This is a genomic window from Ancylobacter gelatini, assembly GCF_022601675.1.
Taxonomy (GTDB): domain Bacteria; phylum Pseudomonadota; class Alphaproteobacteria; order Rhizobiales; family Xanthobacteraceae; genus Ancylobacter; species Ancylobacter gelatini.
Map to the genome: position 1 here is coordinate 346,715 of NZ_JAKVIL010000004.1, position 17,498 is coordinate 364,212.

General features: G+C 67.2%; 19 protein-coding genes. 5 read left to right on the forward strand and 14 right to left on the reverse strand.

The window, feature by feature from the left end:
• Nucleotides 1-77 precede the first annotated feature (77 nt).
• Together phaC and MKI84_RS09950 are read left to right on the forward strand one after the other, a co-directional pair.
• Nucleotides 78-1,817, forward strand: a complete 1,740-nt coding sequence (gene phaC, locus MKI84_RS09945) for a class I poly(R)-hydroxyalkanoic acid synthase (protein WP_241619221.1) — start codon at nucleotides 78-80, stop codon at nucleotides 1,815-1,817.
• On the forward strand, nucleotides 1,814-2,608 hold the full coding sequence (locus MKI84_RS09950) for a lysozyme inhibitor LprI family protein (RefSeq protein WP_241619111.1): 795 nt from the start codon (nucleotides 1,814-1,816) through the stop codon (nucleotides 2,606-2,608). The genes phaC and MKI84_RS09950 overlap by 4 nt, the downstream gene beginning before the upstream one ends.
• Before the next feature lie 36 nt (nucleotides 2,609-2,644).
• Here the strand turns inward: MKI84_RS09950 and MKI84_RS09955 are convergent, their stop codons facing one another.
• Entirely contained in the window at nucleotides 2,645-3,352 is a 708-nt protein-coding gene (locus tag MKI84_RS09955; RefSeq protein ID WP_241619113.1) for a carbonic anhydrase, read from the reverse strand.
• Between the two features lie 102 nt (nucleotides 3,353-3,454).
• Complete coding sequence (gene argC / locus MKI84_RS09960) at nucleotides 3,455-4,510, reverse strand: N-acetyl-gamma-glutamyl-phosphate reductase (RefSeq protein WP_241619115.1); 1,056 nt, start codon at nucleotides 4,508-4,510, stop codon at nucleotides 3,455-3,457.
• A gap of 246 nt (nucleotides 4,511-4,756) precedes the next feature.
• Between argC and MKI84_RS09965 the strand changes: the two genes are divergently transcribed.
• Together MKI84_RS09965 and parE are read left to right on the forward strand one after the other, a co-directional pair.
• Nucleotides 4,757-5,041 carry a hypothetical protein gene (locus MKI84_RS09965; protein WP_241619116.1) on the forward strand — a complete coding sequence of 95 codons (285 nt, stop codon included), beginning with the start codon at nucleotides 4,757-4,759 and terminating at the stop codon, nucleotides 5,039-5,041.
• Nucleotides 5,042-5,165: 124 nt separating this feature from the next.
• Nucleotides 5,166-7,217, forward strand: a complete 2,052-nt coding sequence (parE, locus tag MKI84_RS09970; RefSeq protein ID WP_241619118.1) for a DNA topoisomerase IV subunit B — start codon at nucleotides 5,166-5,168, stop codon at nucleotides 7,215-7,217.
• A 15-nt stretch (nucleotides 7,218-7,232) separates the two neighbouring features.
• Here parE and MKI84_RS09975 read toward each other — a convergent pair whose 3' ends face one another.
• From MKI84_RS09975 to MKI84_RS09990, 4 genes are all read right to left on the reverse strand, one after another.
• Complete coding sequence (locus MKI84_RS09975; protein ID WP_241619120.1) at nucleotides 7,233-7,862, reverse strand: LysE family translocator; 630 nt, start codon at nucleotides 7,860-7,862, stop codon at nucleotides 7,233-7,235.
• 160 nt (nucleotides 7,863-8,022) lie between these two features.
• Complete coding sequence (locus MKI84_RS09980; RefSeq protein WP_241619122.1) at nucleotides 8,023-8,391, reverse strand: helix-turn-helix domain-containing protein; 369 nt, start codon at nucleotides 8,389-8,391, stop codon at nucleotides 8,023-8,025.
• A complete protein-coding gene (locus MKI84_RS09985; RefSeq protein WP_241619124.1) occupies nucleotides 8,388-8,834 on the reverse strand; it encodes a YtoQ family protein in 447 nt (148 codons plus the stop codon). The genes MKI84_RS09980 and MKI84_RS09985 overlap by 4 nt, the downstream gene beginning before the upstream one ends.
• Before the next feature lie 77 nt (nucleotides 8,835-8,911).
• Entirely contained in the window at nucleotides 8,912-9,397 is a 486-nt protein-coding gene (locus MKI84_RS09990; RefSeq protein ID WP_241619126.1) for a GreA/GreB family elongation factor, read from the reverse strand.
• 230 nt (nucleotides 9,398-9,627) lie between these two features.
• On the opposite strand from MKI84_RS09990, the gene MKI84_RS09995 reads away from it, so the two are divergent.
• The gene (locus MKI84_RS09995) at nucleotides 9,628-11,283 is read left to right on the forward strand and encodes a DEAD/DEAH box helicase (RefSeq protein ID WP_241619128.1); all 1,656 of its coding nucleotides are present in this window, start codon (nucleotides 9,628-9,630) and stop codon (nucleotides 11,281-11,283) included.
• A gap of 70 nt (nucleotides 11,284-11,353) precedes the next feature.
• On the opposite strand, the gene MKI84_RS10000 is transcribed toward MKI84_RS09995, so the two are convergent.
• From MKI84_RS10000 to sufC, 8 genes are all read right to left on the reverse strand, one after another.
• Nucleotides 11,354-12,187 carry a mechanosensitive ion channel family protein gene (locus MKI84_RS10000; protein WP_241619129.1) on the reverse strand — a complete coding sequence of 278 codons (834 nt, stop codon included), beginning with the start codon at nucleotides 12,185-12,187 and terminating at the stop codon, nucleotides 11,354-11,356.
• 53 nt (nucleotides 12,188-12,240) lie between these two features.
• Nucleotides 12,241-12,609 carry a TfoX/Sxy family protein gene (locus MKI84_RS10005; RefSeq protein ID WP_241619131.1) on the reverse strand — a complete coding sequence of 123 codons (369 nt, stop codon included), beginning with the start codon at nucleotides 12,607-12,609 and terminating at the stop codon, nucleotides 12,241-12,243.
• 10 nt (nucleotides 12,610-12,619) lie between these two features.
• Nucleotides 12,620-13,006: a HesB/IscA family protein gene (locus MKI84_RS10010; RefSeq protein ID WP_241619133.1), complete on the reverse strand. Its 387-nt coding sequence runs from the start codon at nucleotides 13,004-13,006 to the stop codon at nucleotides 12,620-12,622.
• Nucleotides 13,007-13,142: 136 nt separating this feature from the next.
• Nucleotides 13,143-13,562, reverse strand: coding sequence for a VOC family protein (locus tag MKI84_RS10015; RefSeq protein WP_241619134.1), 420 nt, complete (start codon nucleotides 13,560-13,562; stop codon nucleotides 13,143-13,145).
• Between the two features lie 7 nt (nucleotides 13,563-13,569).
• On the reverse strand, nucleotides 13,570-13,944 hold the full coding sequence (locus MKI84_RS10020; RefSeq protein WP_241619136.1) for an SUF system Fe-S cluster assembly protein: 375 nt from the start codon (nucleotides 13,942-13,944) through the stop codon (nucleotides 13,570-13,572).
• The gene (locus MKI84_RS10025) at nucleotides 13,941-15,197 is read right to left on the reverse strand and encodes a cysteine desulfurase (RefSeq protein ID WP_241619138.1); all 1,257 of its coding nucleotides are present in this window, start codon (nucleotides 15,195-15,197) and stop codon (nucleotides 13,941-13,943) included. The genes MKI84_RS10020 and MKI84_RS10025 overlap by 4 nt, the downstream gene beginning before the upstream one ends.
• Nucleotides 15,198-15,333: 136 nt before the next feature.
• A complete protein-coding gene (sufD, locus tag MKI84_RS10030) occupies nucleotides 15,334-16,650 on the reverse strand; it encodes a Fe-S cluster assembly protein SufD (protein WP_241619140.1) in 1,317 nt (438 codons plus the stop codon).
• Nucleotides 16,651-16,660: 10 nt separating this feature from the next.
• Nucleotides 16,661-17,425, reverse strand: a complete 765-nt coding sequence (gene sufC, locus MKI84_RS10035) for a Fe-S cluster assembly ATPase SufC (protein WP_241619142.1) — start codon at nucleotides 17,423-17,425, stop codon at nucleotides 16,661-16,663.
• Between the last annotated feature and the right edge of the window lie 73 nt (nucleotides 17,426-17,498).

Consider the following 17,498-nt stretch of genomic DNA (forward strand, 5'->3'; position numbering starts at 1 on the left):
AATCCGCTCCCGAGCCTCAGGAAACTCCCTCGCCGATTTCGATCGATTTCGAGGCCTTCGCCGGCAATCTCGCCCGGATGATCGAGGAGGGCGGCAAGGCCATGGCGGCCTATCTGCGCCCGCGCGAGGACGGCACCATCAAGGACGATGTGGCCGAGGACATCGCCGACGTCATGAAGACGCTCGGCAATGTCGCGGAATACTGGATGATCGACCCGCAGCGCGCGGTGGAAGCGCAGTCGCGCCTGATCGGCGGCTATCTCTCGCTGTGGTCCTCGACCCTCAAGCGGCTCGGAGGGGAGGAAACGGCTCCCGTCGTCGCCCCACCGGCCCGCGATGCCCGCTTTACCGATCCGGAATGGAGCAACAATCCGTTCTTCGACACGCTGAAGCAGACCTATCTGCTGACCGCCAACTGGGCGGAAAAGATGGTCGACGAGGCCGAGATCGACCCGCACACCAAGCACAAGGCGGAATTCTATGTCCGCCAGATCGCAGGCGCGGTCTCACCCTCCAATTTCGTGCTCACCAATCCCGAGCTGCTGCGCACCACGCTTGCCTCCAATGGCGACAATCTGGTGCGCGGCATGAAGATGCTGGCCGAGGATATCGAAGCCGGCGGCGGTGAGCTGAAGATCCGCCAGTCCGACCATTCCAAGTTCAAGGTCGGCGAGAACCTCGCCACCACGCCGGGCAAGGTGATCTTCCAGAACGAGCTGATGCAGCTCATCCAGTACTCGCCCACCACCGAGCAGGTGCTGCGCACGCCGGTGGTGATCGTGCCGCCCTGGATCAACAAATATTACGTGCTCGACCTCAACGCCGAGAAATCCTTCGTCCGCTGGGCGGTGGCGCAGGGGCTGACGGTGTTCATCGTCTCCTGGGTGAACCCCGACGCCTCTCTCGCCACCAAGGGCTTCGGCGACTACATGCATGACGGCGTGCTCCAGGCGATCGAGGTCGCCCGCAAGGCGGCCGATGTCGACGAGGTGCACACGGTCGGCTATTGCGTCGGCGGCACCATGCTTTCGATGACGCTGGCCTGGCTCGCCGCCGGCAAGCCGGGCGGCATCGCCGAGGCCGGCATCCGCTCGGCGAGCTTCCTCACCACCCAGGTCGACTTCACCTATGCCGGCGACCTGAAGGTGTTCATCGACGAGGACCAGATCTCCAGCCTGGAACGCCGCATGCTGGAATCCGGCGTGATGGAGGGCGGCAAGATGGCCCGCGCCTTCAACATGCTGCGCGCCAATGATCTCATCTGGCCTTATGTGGTGAATAATTACCTCAAGGGGCAGGCGCCGTTCCCGTTCGATATCCTGTACTGGAACTCGGACTCCACGCGGCTGCCGGCGGCGAACCACTCGTTCTATTTACGCAATTGCTACCTCGACAACCTGTTCGCCAAGGGCGCACTGAGGCTGGAAGGGCGCCAGCTCGACCTCTCGAAGGTCGCGCTGCCGATCTATTCCATCGCCACGCGCGAGGATCACATCGCGCCCGCGCAATCGGTGTTCCTCGGCATGCAGCTCTTCGGGGCGCAGAGCCGTTTCGTGCTGGCGGGCTCGGGCCACATCGCCGGCGTGGTCAATCCACCGTCGCGCGGCAAGTACCAGTACTGGACCGGCGAGACGCCAAGCGGAAAGCTGGAGGACTGGCTCGACAAGGCGCAGATACACCCCGGCTCCTGGTGGCCGGACTGGATGGGCTGGATCGAGGCGCAGGACGGCGCACGCGTGCCCGCCCGCATTCCCGGCGACGGGGCGTTCCCGGCGCTGGAGGACGCGCCGGGCAGCTATGTGAAGGTGAACGCGTGAGCGGCGGCGCCATATGCGCCTGGCTCGCCGTACCGGCGGTGCTGCTGAGCCTGGCCGCGGCGCCGGCCAGTGCCGCCAGCTTCGACTGCGCCCGGGCGCGACTGTCCGACGAGAAGGCGGTCTGCGCCGACCCCACCCTCTCCGCCCTCGATAGCGAGATGGGCGGGCTGTGGTTCGCCTATGAGCGCATCCCGCTGCTGATGGGCGGAAGCGCCGACCGCCGAGACGAAGCCCACGCCTTCCTGAGCGAGCGCGGGCGCTGCGCCGGCGACATTGCCTGCCTGACCCGCGCCTATCAGACGCGCATCACCGCCCTGCGCAAGAATCTCGGCGGCGCGCTCGACGCGCTGACCCGGCAGGCCAACTCCGACGGCGCCCCGGCGCCGCAGCCGGTGATCGATCAGGCGAGCGCCTATCTCCAGCAGTGCCGCAGCCTCGGCGGCACGCCCAAGGGCAGCCAGTGGCCGTTCATGATGAGCGCGGATCTCGACCGCGACGGCCAGCCCGATTATGTGCTGAACACGCAGAACCTTTCCTGCGAAGGCGCGGCCACCGCCTATTGCGCCAATGACGGCTGCGATGTCGCCGTCAGCCTGTCCACGGCCGGCTACCGGCCGGAGGGGCTGCGCGGCAGCGACCCGGTACTGGCCCAGAGCGCCAAAACCACGGCGCTCGAACTCTGGGTCGACCGTTTCCAATGTCCCGACGCCGCGCCGGAGGCGGCATGCTGGGGCACCTGGAAATGGGACGGCGGCAAGCTGAAGGCGAGCTACGCGGTGCGGGCGCGGTAGCCGGCACCACCTGAGGGGTGCCGGCGCTGACCGCGGTCAGGCGAGGAAGTCGACCACGCCGGTCTTGAGATCGTAGACGCCCCCAGCGAGGCGAACCTTGCCGGCCTTCCTGGCATCGGACACCAGCGTGCTGCCAGTGGCGACGGAACGGAGCACGAACTCGACATTGGAGCGGATTGCGTTGGTGACGAGGTCGCCGGACATGGTCTGCGCCTTCAGCACCGCCGGCAGGATCGGCTCCACCATCGCGGAGATGGCGCCGGGGAACTCGGCCTTTTCCGTCACCATCTTCACGCCGGCCTGGACGGCGCCGCAGCTGCTGTGACCCAGCACGAGCACCAGTGGCGCGCCCAATACCGCGACTCCGTATTCGATCGAGCCGAGCGCGGACTGGTCGACTGTGTTGCCCGCGACGCGGACGACGAAGAGCTGGCCGAGGCTGGCGTCAAACAGATGCTCGGGCGGCGTGCGCGAATCCGAGCACGCCACCACCACCGCGAACGGCGCCTGCCCGGCCGCGAGCGCGGAAATGCGCTCCGCCCCGCCGACCGGCACGCACGCGCCGCCCTTCACGAAGGCCTCGTTGCCGGATTTCAGGCGGGCGAGCGCCTCGTCCCCGCCGAGTGTCGTCTTGGCCTCGGGCTCCGCCGCGAAAGCCGTTGGGATGCCGACGCCGGCGGCAAGGCAGCCACAGGCGAGGGTCCGAAACAGGTTGCGACGGGACAGCATTTCGGAAGCAGGCATGGCGTATTCTCCCCCTTTTCATTGTGTTTGAGGGGGAACTTTCGGCATTATGGTACAGTGGGTCAACCGTGCCTGACCCCGCCTCTCCGGCAGGGCCGCGCCTTACGGGAACATGGCCACCTGTTCCAGCCCCAGCGTCTCGGGGAAGCCGAGCAGCAGGTTCATGTTCTGCACCGCCTGGCCGGAAGCGCCCTTCACCAGATTGTCGAGCGTCGAGATGATGATCACCCGGTCCGGCTGGCGATCCGCCACCACGCCGAGGAAGGTCATGTTCGAGCCCTTCACGAAGCGCGACTGCGGCACCTGGCCGAGCGGGAGCACATGCACGAACGGCTCGGCCTTGTAGAAGTCCGCCAGCACGCGATGCACGCCCTCCGCCCCGATGCCCGGGCCGGTCTTTACATAGATGGTCGCGTAGATGCCGCGGCTCATCGGAATGAGATGCGGCGTGAAGCTCGGCACGATGGAGCGGCCGGCGGACCTGGAATATTCCTGATCCAGCTCCGCCATATGCCGGTGGCCGCCGACGCCGTAGGCGTGCATGCCGTCGGTGACCTCGGTGTAGAGCAGGTTCTCCTTGGCCGCGCGCCCGGCGCCGGTCACGCCGCTCTTGGCATCGATCACGATATGGTCCGGCTCGATGGCGCCGGCCTCGATCAGCGGCACCACGGGCAGGATGGCGGTCGTGGTGTAGCAGCCGGGATTGGCGACGAGGCGCGCCTTGCGGATATCGGCGCGATAGAGCTCGACAATGCCGTAGACCGCCTCCTGCTGCAGTTCCAGCGCCTGATGCGGATGGCCATACCATTCCTCATAGGCGCCGGGATCGCGCAGCCGGAAATCGGCCGAAAGATCGACCATCCTGATGTGCGGCGCGGCCTCGAAGACCTTCTTGATCACCTGCTGCGTGGTGCCGTGCGGCAGCGCGCAGAAAGCGAGGTCAACCTTCGTCCAGTCCACCTCATCGATGGTGGTGAGCACGGGCAGGCTCAGCGGCGCGAATTGCGGAAACACGTCGGCCATGCTCTGGCCGGCCTTGCGGTCGGCGGTGAGCGCGACGATTTCCACGCGCGGATGACGGACCAGAAGGCGCACCAGCTCAGCGCCGGTGTAGCCCGAAGCCCCGAGTATCGCGATCCGCGCCCTGCTTTCCGTCATCTCACCGTCTCCTCGACATCCCGCGCGCGTCCGGCAGCGGGAAACGCGCATCTACACCCGATGGGTGTCGGACGGAAGACGGCGCGCCGCATGTCACCTCCTCGTTTGCCGGGGCTGTTTGGCGCACGGCGGCCTCGCCAGCGCGGCGCGGGCGGGAGCCATGCGGCAGGGCGCCTTGCTGCATGGCGCATAAAGGCCGATATAGAACGCTGGTGCCGGCTCACGGCTGCCGACAGGAAGCCGCGAATGATGACACCTAATGCCTTTCTTACCCTGGGCGTGCGCATGGCGCGGCTGGGCATCGACTCGCAGATCGTGGTTGCCGAACGCCTGTCGCGCTTTGCCCGTGGTGATCTTGATTCCGGGGTGGAAGCGATGCGCATGATCACCGAGAAGGCGCTGGCGCTCGCCGAGGTCAATGCCCGGATCGCGACCTCCGCCGCCGCCGGGCGGCTGGAGCATGCCGGTCCGGAAATCGTTGCCATGTATGGCCGCAAGGTGCGGGCGAACCGGCGCCGCCTGAAGGGTTAGCCCAGATGGCCGGGCGCCGGCGGGGTGATGCGTTCACGACCTGTTCCCCGCGAAGAAGTGGCCTGCCATACTATTGCCTGATCGAATCAGTCCACCGCCAAGCAGTCGCGAGCTTTCCTCTGCAATGTCGAATTCCGACGATCTGTTCGCCTCCGTGCCCCCGCCCGCCCCGCGCCCGGCGCCCGCAAGGGCCGAGCGGAGCCCCGCGCGGGCACCCGTCGCGGGAGGGTCGGCGGAAGCCGCCTATACGGCGGCCGACATCGAGGTGCTGGAAGGGCTGGAGCCGGTGCGGCGCCGGCCCGGCATGTATATTGGCGGCACCGACGAGAAGGCGCTGCATCACCTCTTCGCCGAGGTGATCGACAATTCCATGGACGAGGCGGTCGCCGGCCATGCCAGCTTCATCGAGGTGGAACTGACCGCGGACGGCTTCCTCGCCGTCACCGATAACGGGCGCGGCATCCCGATCGAGAACCACCCGAAATATCCCGGCAAGTCGGCGCTGGAGGTCATCCTGACCACGCTGCATGCCGGCGGCAAGTTCGACAGCAAGGTCTACGAGACTTCGGGCGGCCTGCACGGTGTCGGCGTCTCGGTGGTGAACGCGCTCTCCGACCTCTTGGAGGTCGAGGTTGCGCGCGGGCAGGTACTGTACCGCCAGACCTATTCGCGCGGCGTGCCGCAGGGCCCGATCGCGGAAGTCGGCCGGGTGCAGAACCGGCGCGGCACCCGCGTGCTCTTCCATCCCGACCCGCAGATCTTCGGCGCCGACGCCCGCTTCAAGCCCGCGCGCGTGTTCAAGATGGCGCGCTCCAAGGCTTATCTGTTCGGCGGCGTTGAAATCCGCTGGAACTGCGATCCGTCGCTGGTGGCGGGCACCGATGTGCCGGAAAAGGCCACCTTCCGCTTTCCGGGCGGCCTCAAGGACTATCTCGCCGCCGATATCGCCGGCCATACGCTGGTGCATGGCGATATATTTGCCGGCAAAACATCCCGCCCCGGCGGCCATGGTTCCGCGGAATGGGCGGTGGCGTGGCTGGGCGATGCCGACGGCTCGGTCGCTTCCTACTGCAACACCATTCCCACGGCTGAAGGCGGCACGCATGAGGCGGGGTTCCGCGCGGTGCTGCTCAAGGGCCTGCGCGACCATGCCGAGCGCACCGGCAACGCCAAGCGCGCCGCGATCATCACCGGCGACGACGTGATGGCCGGCTGCGCGGCCATGCTCTCGGTGTTCGTGCGCGAGCCGGAATTCCAGGGCCAGACCAAGGAGAAGCTCGCCACGGCCGAGGCCGCGCGCATCGTCGAAGCCGCGATCCGCGACCCGTTCGACCATTGGCTGGCCGGCAACCCCGTGCAGGCCGGACGGCTGCTCGACTGGGTGATCGAGCGCGCGGACGAGCGCCTGCGCCGCCGGCAGGAGAAGGAAGTCTCGCGCAAGAGCGCGGTGCGCAAGCTGCGCCTGCCGGGCAAGCTGGCGGACTGCTCCAACAATTCCGCAGCCGGCTCCGAACTTTTCATCGTGGAGGGCGATTCGGCCGGCGGCTCCGCCAAGCAGGCGCGTGAGCGCCAGAGTCAGGCCGTGCTGCCGCTGCGTGGCAAGATTCTCAACGTTGCCAACGCCACCCGCGACAAGCTCGCGCAGAACCAGCAGCTCGCCGACCTTTTGCAGGCGCTGGGCTGCGGGTCCGGCGCCCATTACCGTGACGAGGATCTGCGCTATGAGCGCGTGATCATCATGACCGACGCCGATGTCGACGGCGCGCATATCGCCTCGCTGCTGGTCACCTTCTTCTACCGACAGATGCCGAAGCTCATCGAGAACGGCCACCTGTTCCTCGCCGTGCCCCCGCTCTACCGCATCACGCAGGGGGCCAAGACGCTGTACGCTCGCGACGAGGCGCATCGCGACCAGATTCTGGCAAAGGAATTCTCCGGTCGCGGCAAGGTGGATATCGGCCGCTTCAAGGGCCTCGGCGAGATGATGCCGGCGCAGCTCAAGGAAACCACGATGAACCCGAAGACGCGCACGCTGCTGCGCGTCACCGTCGCGGACGCCGAGCGCTCGGCCACGGCCGACACGGTGGAGCGGCTGATGGGCAACAAGCCGGAGAGCCGCTTCGCCTTCATCTCCGAACGCGCCGCCTTTGCGAGCGACGAACTGCTGGACATCTGAGCGGCCGGCTCACCGTTACCGCCGCTCGAAGGCGATCCGCGCCGCCAGCATCAGGAAAATCCCGCCGGTCGCGACCTGGAACGCCCGGGCGATCCGCGCCCGGCTCATCAGCCAGCCGCCGATGCGGCCGGCGAACAGGCCGACAGCGACGTTCACCACCGTTCCGCCGATGTTGAACACCAGCCCGAGCAGCAAGAACTGCAGGAAGGTCGAGCCGCGCGCGGGATCGACGAACTGCGGCAGGAAGGCGAGGATGAACACCGCGACCTTGGGGTTGAGAACATTGACCACCACCGCCTCCCGGAAGGCGCGCCACGGCGTGCTGCGCCGCGCGCCCTCCGCCGACAGCTTCGGCGCCGGCGAGCGAAACGCCTGCACGGCAAGCCACACGAGATAGGCGACGCCGGCCCAGCGAATCGCCTCGAAGGCGCCGGGATGGGTGGCGAGCAACGCCGCCAGCCCCAGCGCGGCGGCCAGCGTGTGCACCATGCCCCCGGCCGCGATGCCGAAGCTCGCCGCCACCCCCGCGCGCGGGCCAGATTTCATGCCCTGCCCGAGACAGAACAGCATGTCATTACCCGGCGTCAGGTTGAGCGCCAGCGCGGCGGGAATGAAGACCAGAAACGTCTCGGCCGGAACGATCATGGATTTGCCCTTGCCATCATTGCGAGGGGGTTGGTGCCCGCAGTGGGGCACGGCAACAAGCGGCTAGTGATGAAACATCAGCGTTCAATCCCCAGCGTTTGGATATGGCGACTGCCCGCGCAGCCGTTAATCCCTGCACAGTCCGCCAACGACCCGCCGACTACTCCCCAGGTATCTCAATGGTGGGCCCCAGTACGAGATCGTCTGGCGTGTAGCGCTCGATCCGACCGGGGAGATAATAGATGTCGGACACTCGATCATGCTCGGCTACGGTCCACTCGGTGTTGCCCGCCTTTCGGACCCACAAGAAGGACGTCGCAGCCTCCCCGCTTTGCCGCTTCTCTCTGACGTCGGGCGTGATCCCGTTGACCAGCATGTCGGAAATGCGAGCCGCCACCGTGTCGGGAATCGGCTTGCCGCCCGTCGCCCATCGACGAGCCGTGCGAACATCGACCCCAAGCAGCTTCGCCAACGCCGCGGGCGAGAGGTTGAGTTTTGCGAGAGCTGCCTGAAGTTCGGCGAAGGTCATGGCAGCACACCTGTCAGCACATAGCGCAGGATCTGCACGACCTGCTCTGGTCGCTCGGCGACCGCGAGAGCTGCAGCATCGACCTCTTTCAGCGCATGCTGGTGTTCGGGCCCATGAAGTATGATCAGCGACTTGCCCAGGCCGGCTGCCATGCCGGCATCGAAGGCGGCGTTCCATTGCTTGTACTTCTCGCCGAACCGAACGACCACGACGTCCGCCTGCTCGATCCCACGGCGTGTTCGAATGGCATTGATCTGTGCGCCCTTGCGATCGTGCCAGAACTTGTTCGGCTCCGCACCGAGTATAGCGACGCCGCAATCATCACTCGCCGCGTGATCGGTGACGGGACCGTGGAAGGCGACGTCGAGATCCTTCGCGCCATCGATGATCTGCTCGCGCCAGTCGGTGTGGATCTCGCCGGACAGGTAAACTTGCAGCGTCATGACATGCCTCTCGCACTGTGCGTTGGCCCGGGATGTAGCAAACCGAGCCGCCTTTGACACCCGCCTGAGCCTAACCCTTACACGGCTGGCGGTGCTTCGGGCTGCGGGTCCACCGCGACGATCTTCATGGTGCCGGCGGGCAACTCCACCTCGTCGCCGACCCATTTGCCAAGCAGCGCGCGAGAGACCGGGGCATTCCAGCCGATGCGCCCGAGCTTCGGATCGGCCTCGTCCTCACCGACGATGCGGAAGCGCCGCTGCCGGCCCTCGTCATCCTCCAGCGTCGCCGCCATGCCGAGGGCAATGCGCTCCTCGCCCGGAACCGGCTCGACGAGTTCGGCGCTGGCGCGACGCTGCATCCAGTAGCGCAGGTCGCGCGCGGCGAACGCGGCGGCATCGAGGTCGCCGCCGGCCTGGGCACCGGACCGCGCCTCGCGCAGCCGCGCGATTTCAGCGTCGATCAGCGCGAGGCCGCGCCGCGTCACGAGGTTGCGACCCGCGCTCACCGGCCGTTCGGGCGGCGCCTCGGGCCCGCCATCTTCCTTCACGAAAGCCCGGCTCATGCTACGGGATGTCCTTCCGCCGTCCTCATTGTCGCAGCCCGCGCACCAAACCGGCACGCAAACTCTTGACAGCCGCGAAATCCGTTGACTTTCGGGGCTTTGTCCCTATGTTGCAACGCGTCGTCTTAACCTATCCGAACGATGCGCCCCGCGCGAAGACGATGCAGCCCGTCCCCGGTTACGGCTCGAGGGATCCGGTGAGCGGTGCGCTGCCGCAGAATTGATCCTAGATGCCTTTTAACGAATTGGGCCTGAGCGACAAGGTGCTCGCGGCTGTCGAGGCCACCGGCTATACCGAGCCGACGCCGATCCAGGCGCAGGCGATCCCGCATGTGCTCGCGCGCCGCGACGTTCTGGGCCTCGCCCAGACCGGCACCGGCAAGACCGCCGCCTTCACGCTGCCCATGCTGACCCTGCTCGAACAGGGCCGCGCCCGCGCCCGCATGCCGCGCACGCTCATCCTTGAGCCGACGCGCGAGCTGGCCGCGCAGGTGGAGGAAAACTTCACCCGCTATGGCAAGAACCACAAGCTGAACGTCGCGCTGCTGATCGGCGGCGTCTCCTTCGGCGACCAGGACGCCAAGCTGGTGCGCGGTGTCGATGTGCTGATCGCCACCCCCGGCCGCCTGCTCGATCATGTCGAGCGCGGGCGCCTGCTGCTCTCCGGCATCGAGATCCTCGTCATCGACGAAGCCGACCGCATGCTGGACATGGGCTTCATCCCGGACATCGAGCGGGTCTGCAAGCTGGTGCCGTTCACCCGCCAGACGCTGTTCTTCTCCGCGACCATGCCGCCGGAAATCCAGCGCCTCGTCGCGCAGTTCCTGTCGAATCCGGTTCAGGTCGAGGCGTCCCGCCCCTCCTCCACCGGCGAGAACATCACCCAGCTTCTGGTGGCCACCGGCCGCGAGGATTACGAGAAGCGCGAGAAGCTGCGCGAACTCATCGACAGCGCGGAAAACCTGCAGAACGGCATCATCTTCTGCAACCGCAAGAGCGAGGTTGCGGTCGTCCATAAATCGCTGCTGCGCCATGGCTACAAGGCGGTGTGTTTGCACGGCGACATGGATCAGCGCTCGCGCATGCAGGCGCTGGACGCCTTCCGCAATGGCGACGCCACGCTGCTGGTTGCCTCCGACGTCGCCGCGCGCGGTCTCGATATTCCGGCGGTCAGCCACGTCTTCAACTATGACGCGCCCCACCATGCCGAGGATTACGTCCACCGCATCGGCCGCACCGGCCGGGCCGGCCGCTCCGGCGCCGCGTTCACCCTCGTCACCCATGCCGACGTCAAGTCGCTGGCGGCCATCGAGAAGCTGATTGGCAAATCGGTCGAGTGGAAGGACGGCGTGGAACTCGGCGAGGCACCGCCGCGCGAGGCTCGCTCCAGCCGCGCCCGTCCCGGCAGTTCGCGCGGGGGTGAGGCCCGCTCCTCCGAGCGTGGCTCTTCCGAGCACAGCTCCGGCGAGCGCGAGCGCAAGGGCGCCCGTCCCGCGCGTCGTCGCGACGGCACCGAGCGTCCGGCGGCTCCCGCCGAGATCGAGGCGGCCGCCCCGGAACTGGTTCAGGACATCGAGCCCGCCGCCAAGCCGGCCCGCCGCAGCCGCCGCCCCGCCAAGGAAGCCGCTCCCGTCGAGGACGTCGCCAGCGCGGCCGTGCGCGAGCCCCGCGCCGAGCGTGCCCCGCACACGGCGTCCAAGGATGGATCGACCAGGCAGGCGCCGAAGAGTGGTGCCAAGGCGAGTCCGGCCCCGAGCCGTTCGCCGGTAACGCCGATCACGCCGCGCCGTAACGAGGATCGTCCGTCGTCACGTCACGACGAGCCGGCTGATACCTCACACCTGCCGGCCTTCCTGCTGCGCCCGGTGCGCATCAAGGCGGGCTGAGGCACAAGCCTCCGGCCCGCGATGTCGCGCGGGCCTTTTTCCAGCGTTTACAGCGGCCGGAAATCGCGGCTCACGGCGCTTTCGGCTGCGCGCGGGCCGCTTTGCGCCTCAGTTGCGCGGGAAACGCGGCCTCGCCATTCTCGGCCGGCGGCGCGGCGCGCAGAAGCGAGCGCACATGCGTGGTGAGCGCGGTCTTGATCGCGCCGGCATCGCTGGCTGACGCCCAGCCCGACAACGAGACCTCCACGCGGTCGAATGCCATACGCGTAATGGCCGCGGACGGTCCCGGCTGCGTCTTCACGCGCGGATCGTTTTCGAGAAAGCTCCTGGCCTGCGCCAGCAAGCCCTCCACATCGACATCCGGCTTTACTTCGACCACCAGATCGAACCGGCGCAGATCATAGGCCGACTTGTTGATGATGGGTGCGCCCCACACACGGCCATTGGGCATGAGCACCTGGACATTGTCGCCCGAGGCGATCTCGGTGGTGAACAAGGTGAGTCCCTTCACCGTGCCGGCCTGGCCGCCGACCTCCACCGCATCGCCGACGCGGAACGGACGGAACAGCAGCAGCATGACGCCCGCGGCGAGATTGGCCAGCGTGCCCTGAAGCGCAAGGCCGATGGCCAGCGAGGTCGCGCCCAGCACGGCGATGATGCTGGTGGTCTGGATGCCGAACCGCTGAAGCACGGCGACGCCGACGAACACCAGTACGCCATAGCGGCACAGATTGGCGAGGAAGCCGGCCACGGTGGGATCGACCCGATGGGTCGCGGCCAGAGCCCGCAACACCATGCGCTCAAGCACGCTGGCGATCCACCACCCGATGAGCAGCAGGCCGAGCGCGTAGACCACGTTCAGCCCATACAGAACAAAGAGATTGCCGAGTTCCTCGAAATTCATGCCGTGCTCCGTCATCGCTTATCTGACGGGTAACGGCTGAGACCGGCAGGGGTTCACTCGCCGCGGGGATTGCCCGGACGTCCGCGCCGGCGCGGGACGGTACGCGCGACGGCAGCCGCCCGCGCGACCGAAAGAGCGCGCGCGGCGAGACTGGCAAGTTCGTCGCCGTCATCCAGCGCACTCTCGGGCAGCGACCAGAAACCCATGGTCACCGGCTTGCCCTGCTTTTCATAGGTGAAGGCATGTCCGCCTGCTTCGCGCAGGCTCTGCGCCAAAGCGGGATCGGCTTTCAGATAAATCTGGCCGTCGACGCAGATCGCAATCATCAGCCCGTCGGCATAGATGCCGCTGCCGCCGAACATGGCGCGCACGCGGACGGGACCGAAGGCGGCAAAGGCATCCTCGATCGCTGCCGCGTCCATCGGAGGAGCCTCAGGCGCGCGGCTCGAAGCCCTCGGTGCGCACCGGGGTGATGGCCACGGATTCGCCGCAGCCGCAGGCCGAGGTCTGGTTCGGGTTGTTGAACACGAACTGCGCGGACATCTTGTCAGCCTTGAAGTCCATCTCGGTGCCGAGCAGGTACATGATCGCCTTGGGGTCGATCAGCACCTTCACGCCCTTGTCCTCGACCACCTCATCGAAGCGGCCGGCGGCCTCGGCGAATTCCATCGTGTATTCCATGCCGGCGCAGCCGCCATTCTTCACGCCAACGCGCAGGCCCACCACCGGCTTTTCAGAGCGGGCGATGATGGAGCGCACGCGCTCGGCGGCGGCGTCGGTGAGCCGCATGACGGGTGGACGGGAGCGGGGAAGGGCCATGTCGTTCATCTCCTAATCGACGCCGGTTCAAGGCCGGCGGATCGGTACGCTCAAGATGGGGTATCCGCGTGGCGCAGGCAAGGGCACAGGCGTCGGGACTGCCCCGCTCCCTCGTCAATGCGCAGCCTGGCCGTCATCAATAGTTCGGCCACAGCCCCGGCGTCGCGAGTTCCACCAGATGCCCGTCCGGGTCGCGGAAATAGAGGCTGACGCCCCCGCCCCTCCAGTCGACCCGACCCTCGATCTCGACCCCGGTGGCGCCGAGATGCGCCACCCATGCCTCAAGCGCCTCGGCGGGAATCGCCAGCGCGTAGTGCAACGGGCCGTGGCCGTCATGGGGCGGGATGGTGCCTTCCGCCATAGTCACCGGTTCCAGCGTCGCCCCGCGCAGGAACAGCAGCAGCACGCTGCCGGGACCGGCATTATAGGCCGCAATTCGGTCATCGGCGATCATCGGCTTCAGGCCGAGCACGTCCTCATAGAAGGCCCGGGCACGGGGGAGATCGTCGACATAGAGCCCGGTCTCCACCACGCCGGAGATCGGCGGCGCGGACATGCGCGACCTACCAGAGGTTCAGCGTCAGCCGCGCCTCTTCCGACATCCGGCCCTGATCCCAGGGCGGATCGAAGGTGAGGTTGACGTTGACGCCGGCGACGCCACCGACGCTTGCCACCGCGCCTTCCACCATGCCGGGAAGCTCGGCGGCGGAGGGGCAGTTCGGCGTGGTCAGCGTCATCTCGACGGCTACCTGGCGATCGTCGGTGATGTCGACCTTGTAGATCAGGCCGAGTTCATAGATGTCGACCGGGATTTCCGGGTCGTAGACGGACTTCAGCGCCGCGACGATCTCGTCGGTCAGGCGCTCAAGCTCGTCGGCCGGAATCGACGAGTCGATGGACGGCACATTCGGGCCGTCAGATGCAGCGGTCTCGCTCATGCGAACAGATCCTGAGCCTTGATGAGGGCGTCGGCGAGAATGTCGACCTCCTCATGCGTGTTGTAGAGCGCGAACGACGCCCGGCACGTCGCCGTTACACCATATCGCCCCAGAAGCGGCATTGCGCAATGGGTGCCGGCGCGGACGGCGACGCCGGCGCGGTCGATGATGGTGGCGATGTCGTGGGGATGGGCGCCCTCGATGTCGAAGGCGAAGATCGCGCCCTTGCCCGGCGCATCGCCATAGATGCGCAGCGAGTTGATCCGGGTCAGCCGCTCGCGGGCATAGGCGGCGAGCGAGGCTTCATGCGCGGCGATCCGTTCACGGCCGAGGCTTTCCATGTAGACCAGCGCCTCGCCGAGCCCGATCGCCTGAACGATCGGCGGCGTGCCGGCCTCGAAACGGTGGGGCGGCTCGCCATAGGTGACGCCCTCCTCGGTGACGGTGCGGATCATCTCGCCGCCGCCCTCGAAAGGCGGCAGCTTGTCCAGCAGCGCGCGCTTGCCGTAGAGCACGCCGATGCCGGTCGGTCCGTAGAGCTTGTGGCCGGTGATGCCGTAGAAGTCGACATCCAGATCCTGCACGTCGACCGGCATGTGCACGGCGGCCTGCGCGCCGTCGACCACCACCACCGCGCCGACCTCATGGGCGAGGCGGGCGATCTCCTTGATCGGCGTCACCGTGCCCAGCACGTTCGACATGTGGGTGATGGCGACGATCCTGGTACGCTCGGTGAGCAGCGCCTTGAAGGCGTCGAGGTCGAAGGCCCCGTCTTCCGTCACCGGCGCCCATTTGATCACCGCGCCCTTGCGCTCGCGCAGGTAGTTCCACGGCACGATGTTGGAGTGGTGCTCCATGATGGAGAGCACGATCTCGTCGCCCTCGACGATCGACTGGCCGAGCGAGGAGGCCACGAGGTTCAGCGCGCCGGTGACGGAGCGGGTGAAGATCACCTCCTCCAGCGACGGCGCGTTGAGGAAGGCGCGCACGCGCTCGCGGGCCTGCTCATAGGCTTCCGTCATCGCATTGGCGAGGAAGTGCAGGCCGCGATGGACGTTGGCGTATTCGTTCTCATAGGCGTAGCGCATGCGGTCCAGCACCTGGACCGGCTTCTGCGCGGAGGCGCCATTGTCGAGATAAACCAGCTTCTTGCCGTAGACCTGCTTCGACAGGATCGGAAAGTCCTGCCGCACCAGGTCCACATCATAGCGGTCGCCGGAAACGGCGGGGTGGAACGTGACAGGCTCACTCATCGAGTGCCCCTCCAAAGGGCGTCATCCCGGCCGTCGCGACGCGCAGAGCCGGGATCGCGGGCCGATAATGGCCCCCATTCCTTGAGAGCGATCCCGGATCGCGGCGGTGCCGCGTCCGGGATGACGACATCGGGTATCAGCCCCGCGCCCTGAGCCAGCCTTCGGCCCGCTCGACCAGCGCCTCGCGCAGCACGTCGTTCTCGACGAGTTCGATGGCCTCGCCGACGAAGGCCTGCACCAGAAGGCTTTGCGCCTCCTTGAGCGGAATGCCGCGGGCGCGCAGGTAGAACAGCAGGTCCTCGTCGATCGCGCCGCAGGTGGCACCATGGCCGCAGGCGACGTCGTCGGCGAAGATTTCCAGCTCCGGCTTGTTGTCCATCTCGGCATCGTCACCGAGCAGCAGCGCGCGGCTCATCATCCGCCCGTCGGTCTTCTGGGCGGCCTGGCGGACCACGATCTTGCCCTGGAACACCGCGCGGGAATTGTCATCCAGCACGTGCTTGAAAAGCTCCCGGCTCTCGCAGCCCGGCACGGTGTGATCGACGAACAGCGTGGAATCCACATGCTGCCGGTCCTTCACCAGCACCGCGCCGTTGAAGGCGACATGGCTGTCGGCGCCCGAGAGCGTCGCGTAAAGCGAGGTGCGGGCGACCGCCGCGCCACTCGAGAAGCCGAAGGTGTGAAGCTGCGCCTTGCGGCCGACATCGAACAGCAGCGTGGCAAGGTGGATCGCCGCGGCGCCCTCCTCCTGAAGTCGCACCACGTCGAGATGGGCCTCGTCGCCGACCACGAACTCGGTCGCCACATTCGCCTGATAGGCGAGGCCCTCCGGCCCTTCGAAGCTCTCGGCATAGGTGAAGTGCGCGCCAGCGCCGACGATCACCAGCGAGCGGGCGAAGCTCGCCGCCGCGATATCCCCGGCGAAGACATGCGCGACATGGACCGGGCGCTCGATCTGCGCGCCCGGCGCGACCGTGATGACGAGGCCATCGCTCGCCAGCGCCGTGTTCAGCGCCAGCGCCGCGTCGTAGCGCGCGGGCACGATGCCGCCGAGCTGGCCGAGAACCGCATCCCCGCTCGCAAGCGCGTCGGCGAGGGTGGCGATGGACAGCCCCTCCTCCAGGCCGTCGAGGTCGGACAGTTCCCGCACCACCGCGCCATTGGCGACGACGATGCGGCGCAGGTCCGCGCCGTTCAGCAGCCGCGCGCCGGCATCCGCGCGCGCCACGGTGGCGGGCGACGCCAGCGGCACCGCCTCGCGCATCAGGTTGCGCAGGTCGGTGTACTTCCATTCCTCGACGCGCCGGTGCGGCAGGCCATTCTCGACGAAGGCGCGGGCGCTGGCGCGGCGCAGATCGGCGAGTCGGCCGCCGCCGGTCTCGGGCAGGGAGCCGAGCGCGCTCACCAGCGCCTGCTCGGCCGGGGTCCTTATCGGACGGATATCAGCGTTCATCTCAGCCACCTCACGCCGCGTCCTGCTGGTACTCGGCATAGCCGTTGGCTTCGAGCTCCAGCGCAAGCTCCTTGCCGCCGGAGCGCACGATGCGGCCCTTGTTCATGACATGCACGAAGTCCGGGACGATGTGGTTGAGCAGGCGCTGATAATGGGTGATCACGATCATGCCGCGATCGGGCGAGCGCAGGGCGTTCACGCCTTCCGACACCACCTTGAGCGCGTCGATGTCGAGGCCGGAATCGGTCTCGTCGAGGATGCAGATCTTCGGCTCCAGAATGGCCATCTGGAGGATTTCCATCCGCTTCTTCTCGCCGCCCGAGAAGCCGACATTCACGCCGCGCTTGAGCATGTCCGGGTTGATGCCGAGCGCGCCGGACTTGGCCTTCACCAGCCGCAGGAAGTCCGGGGTGGAGATTTCCGCCTCGCCGCGCTTCTTGCGCTGGGCGTTCAGCGCCGCGCGCAGGAAGGTCATGGTGGCGACGCCGGGCACCTCGATCGGGTACTGGAAGGCGAGGAACACGCCCTTGGCGGCGCGCTCGTCGATTTCCATCTCCAGCAGGTCCTCGCCGTCGAGCGTCACCGAGCCGTCGGTGACCTCATAGTCCTCCTTGCCGGCGAGGATGTAGGACAGCGTCGACTTGCCGGAGCCGTTCGGCCCCATGATGGCGTGTACCTCGCCGGGGTTCACCTTCAGCGAGAGGCCCTTGAGGATTTCCTTGCCCTCGTCGCCGTCGATCTTGGCGTGGAGGTTGTCGATTTCGAGCATGGCCATGTCATTCGTTCCGTTGTCTGGAACCCGATCCGTGCGTGGCCGGCTACGTCCGGTCCTGACGAATGCGAGGGTT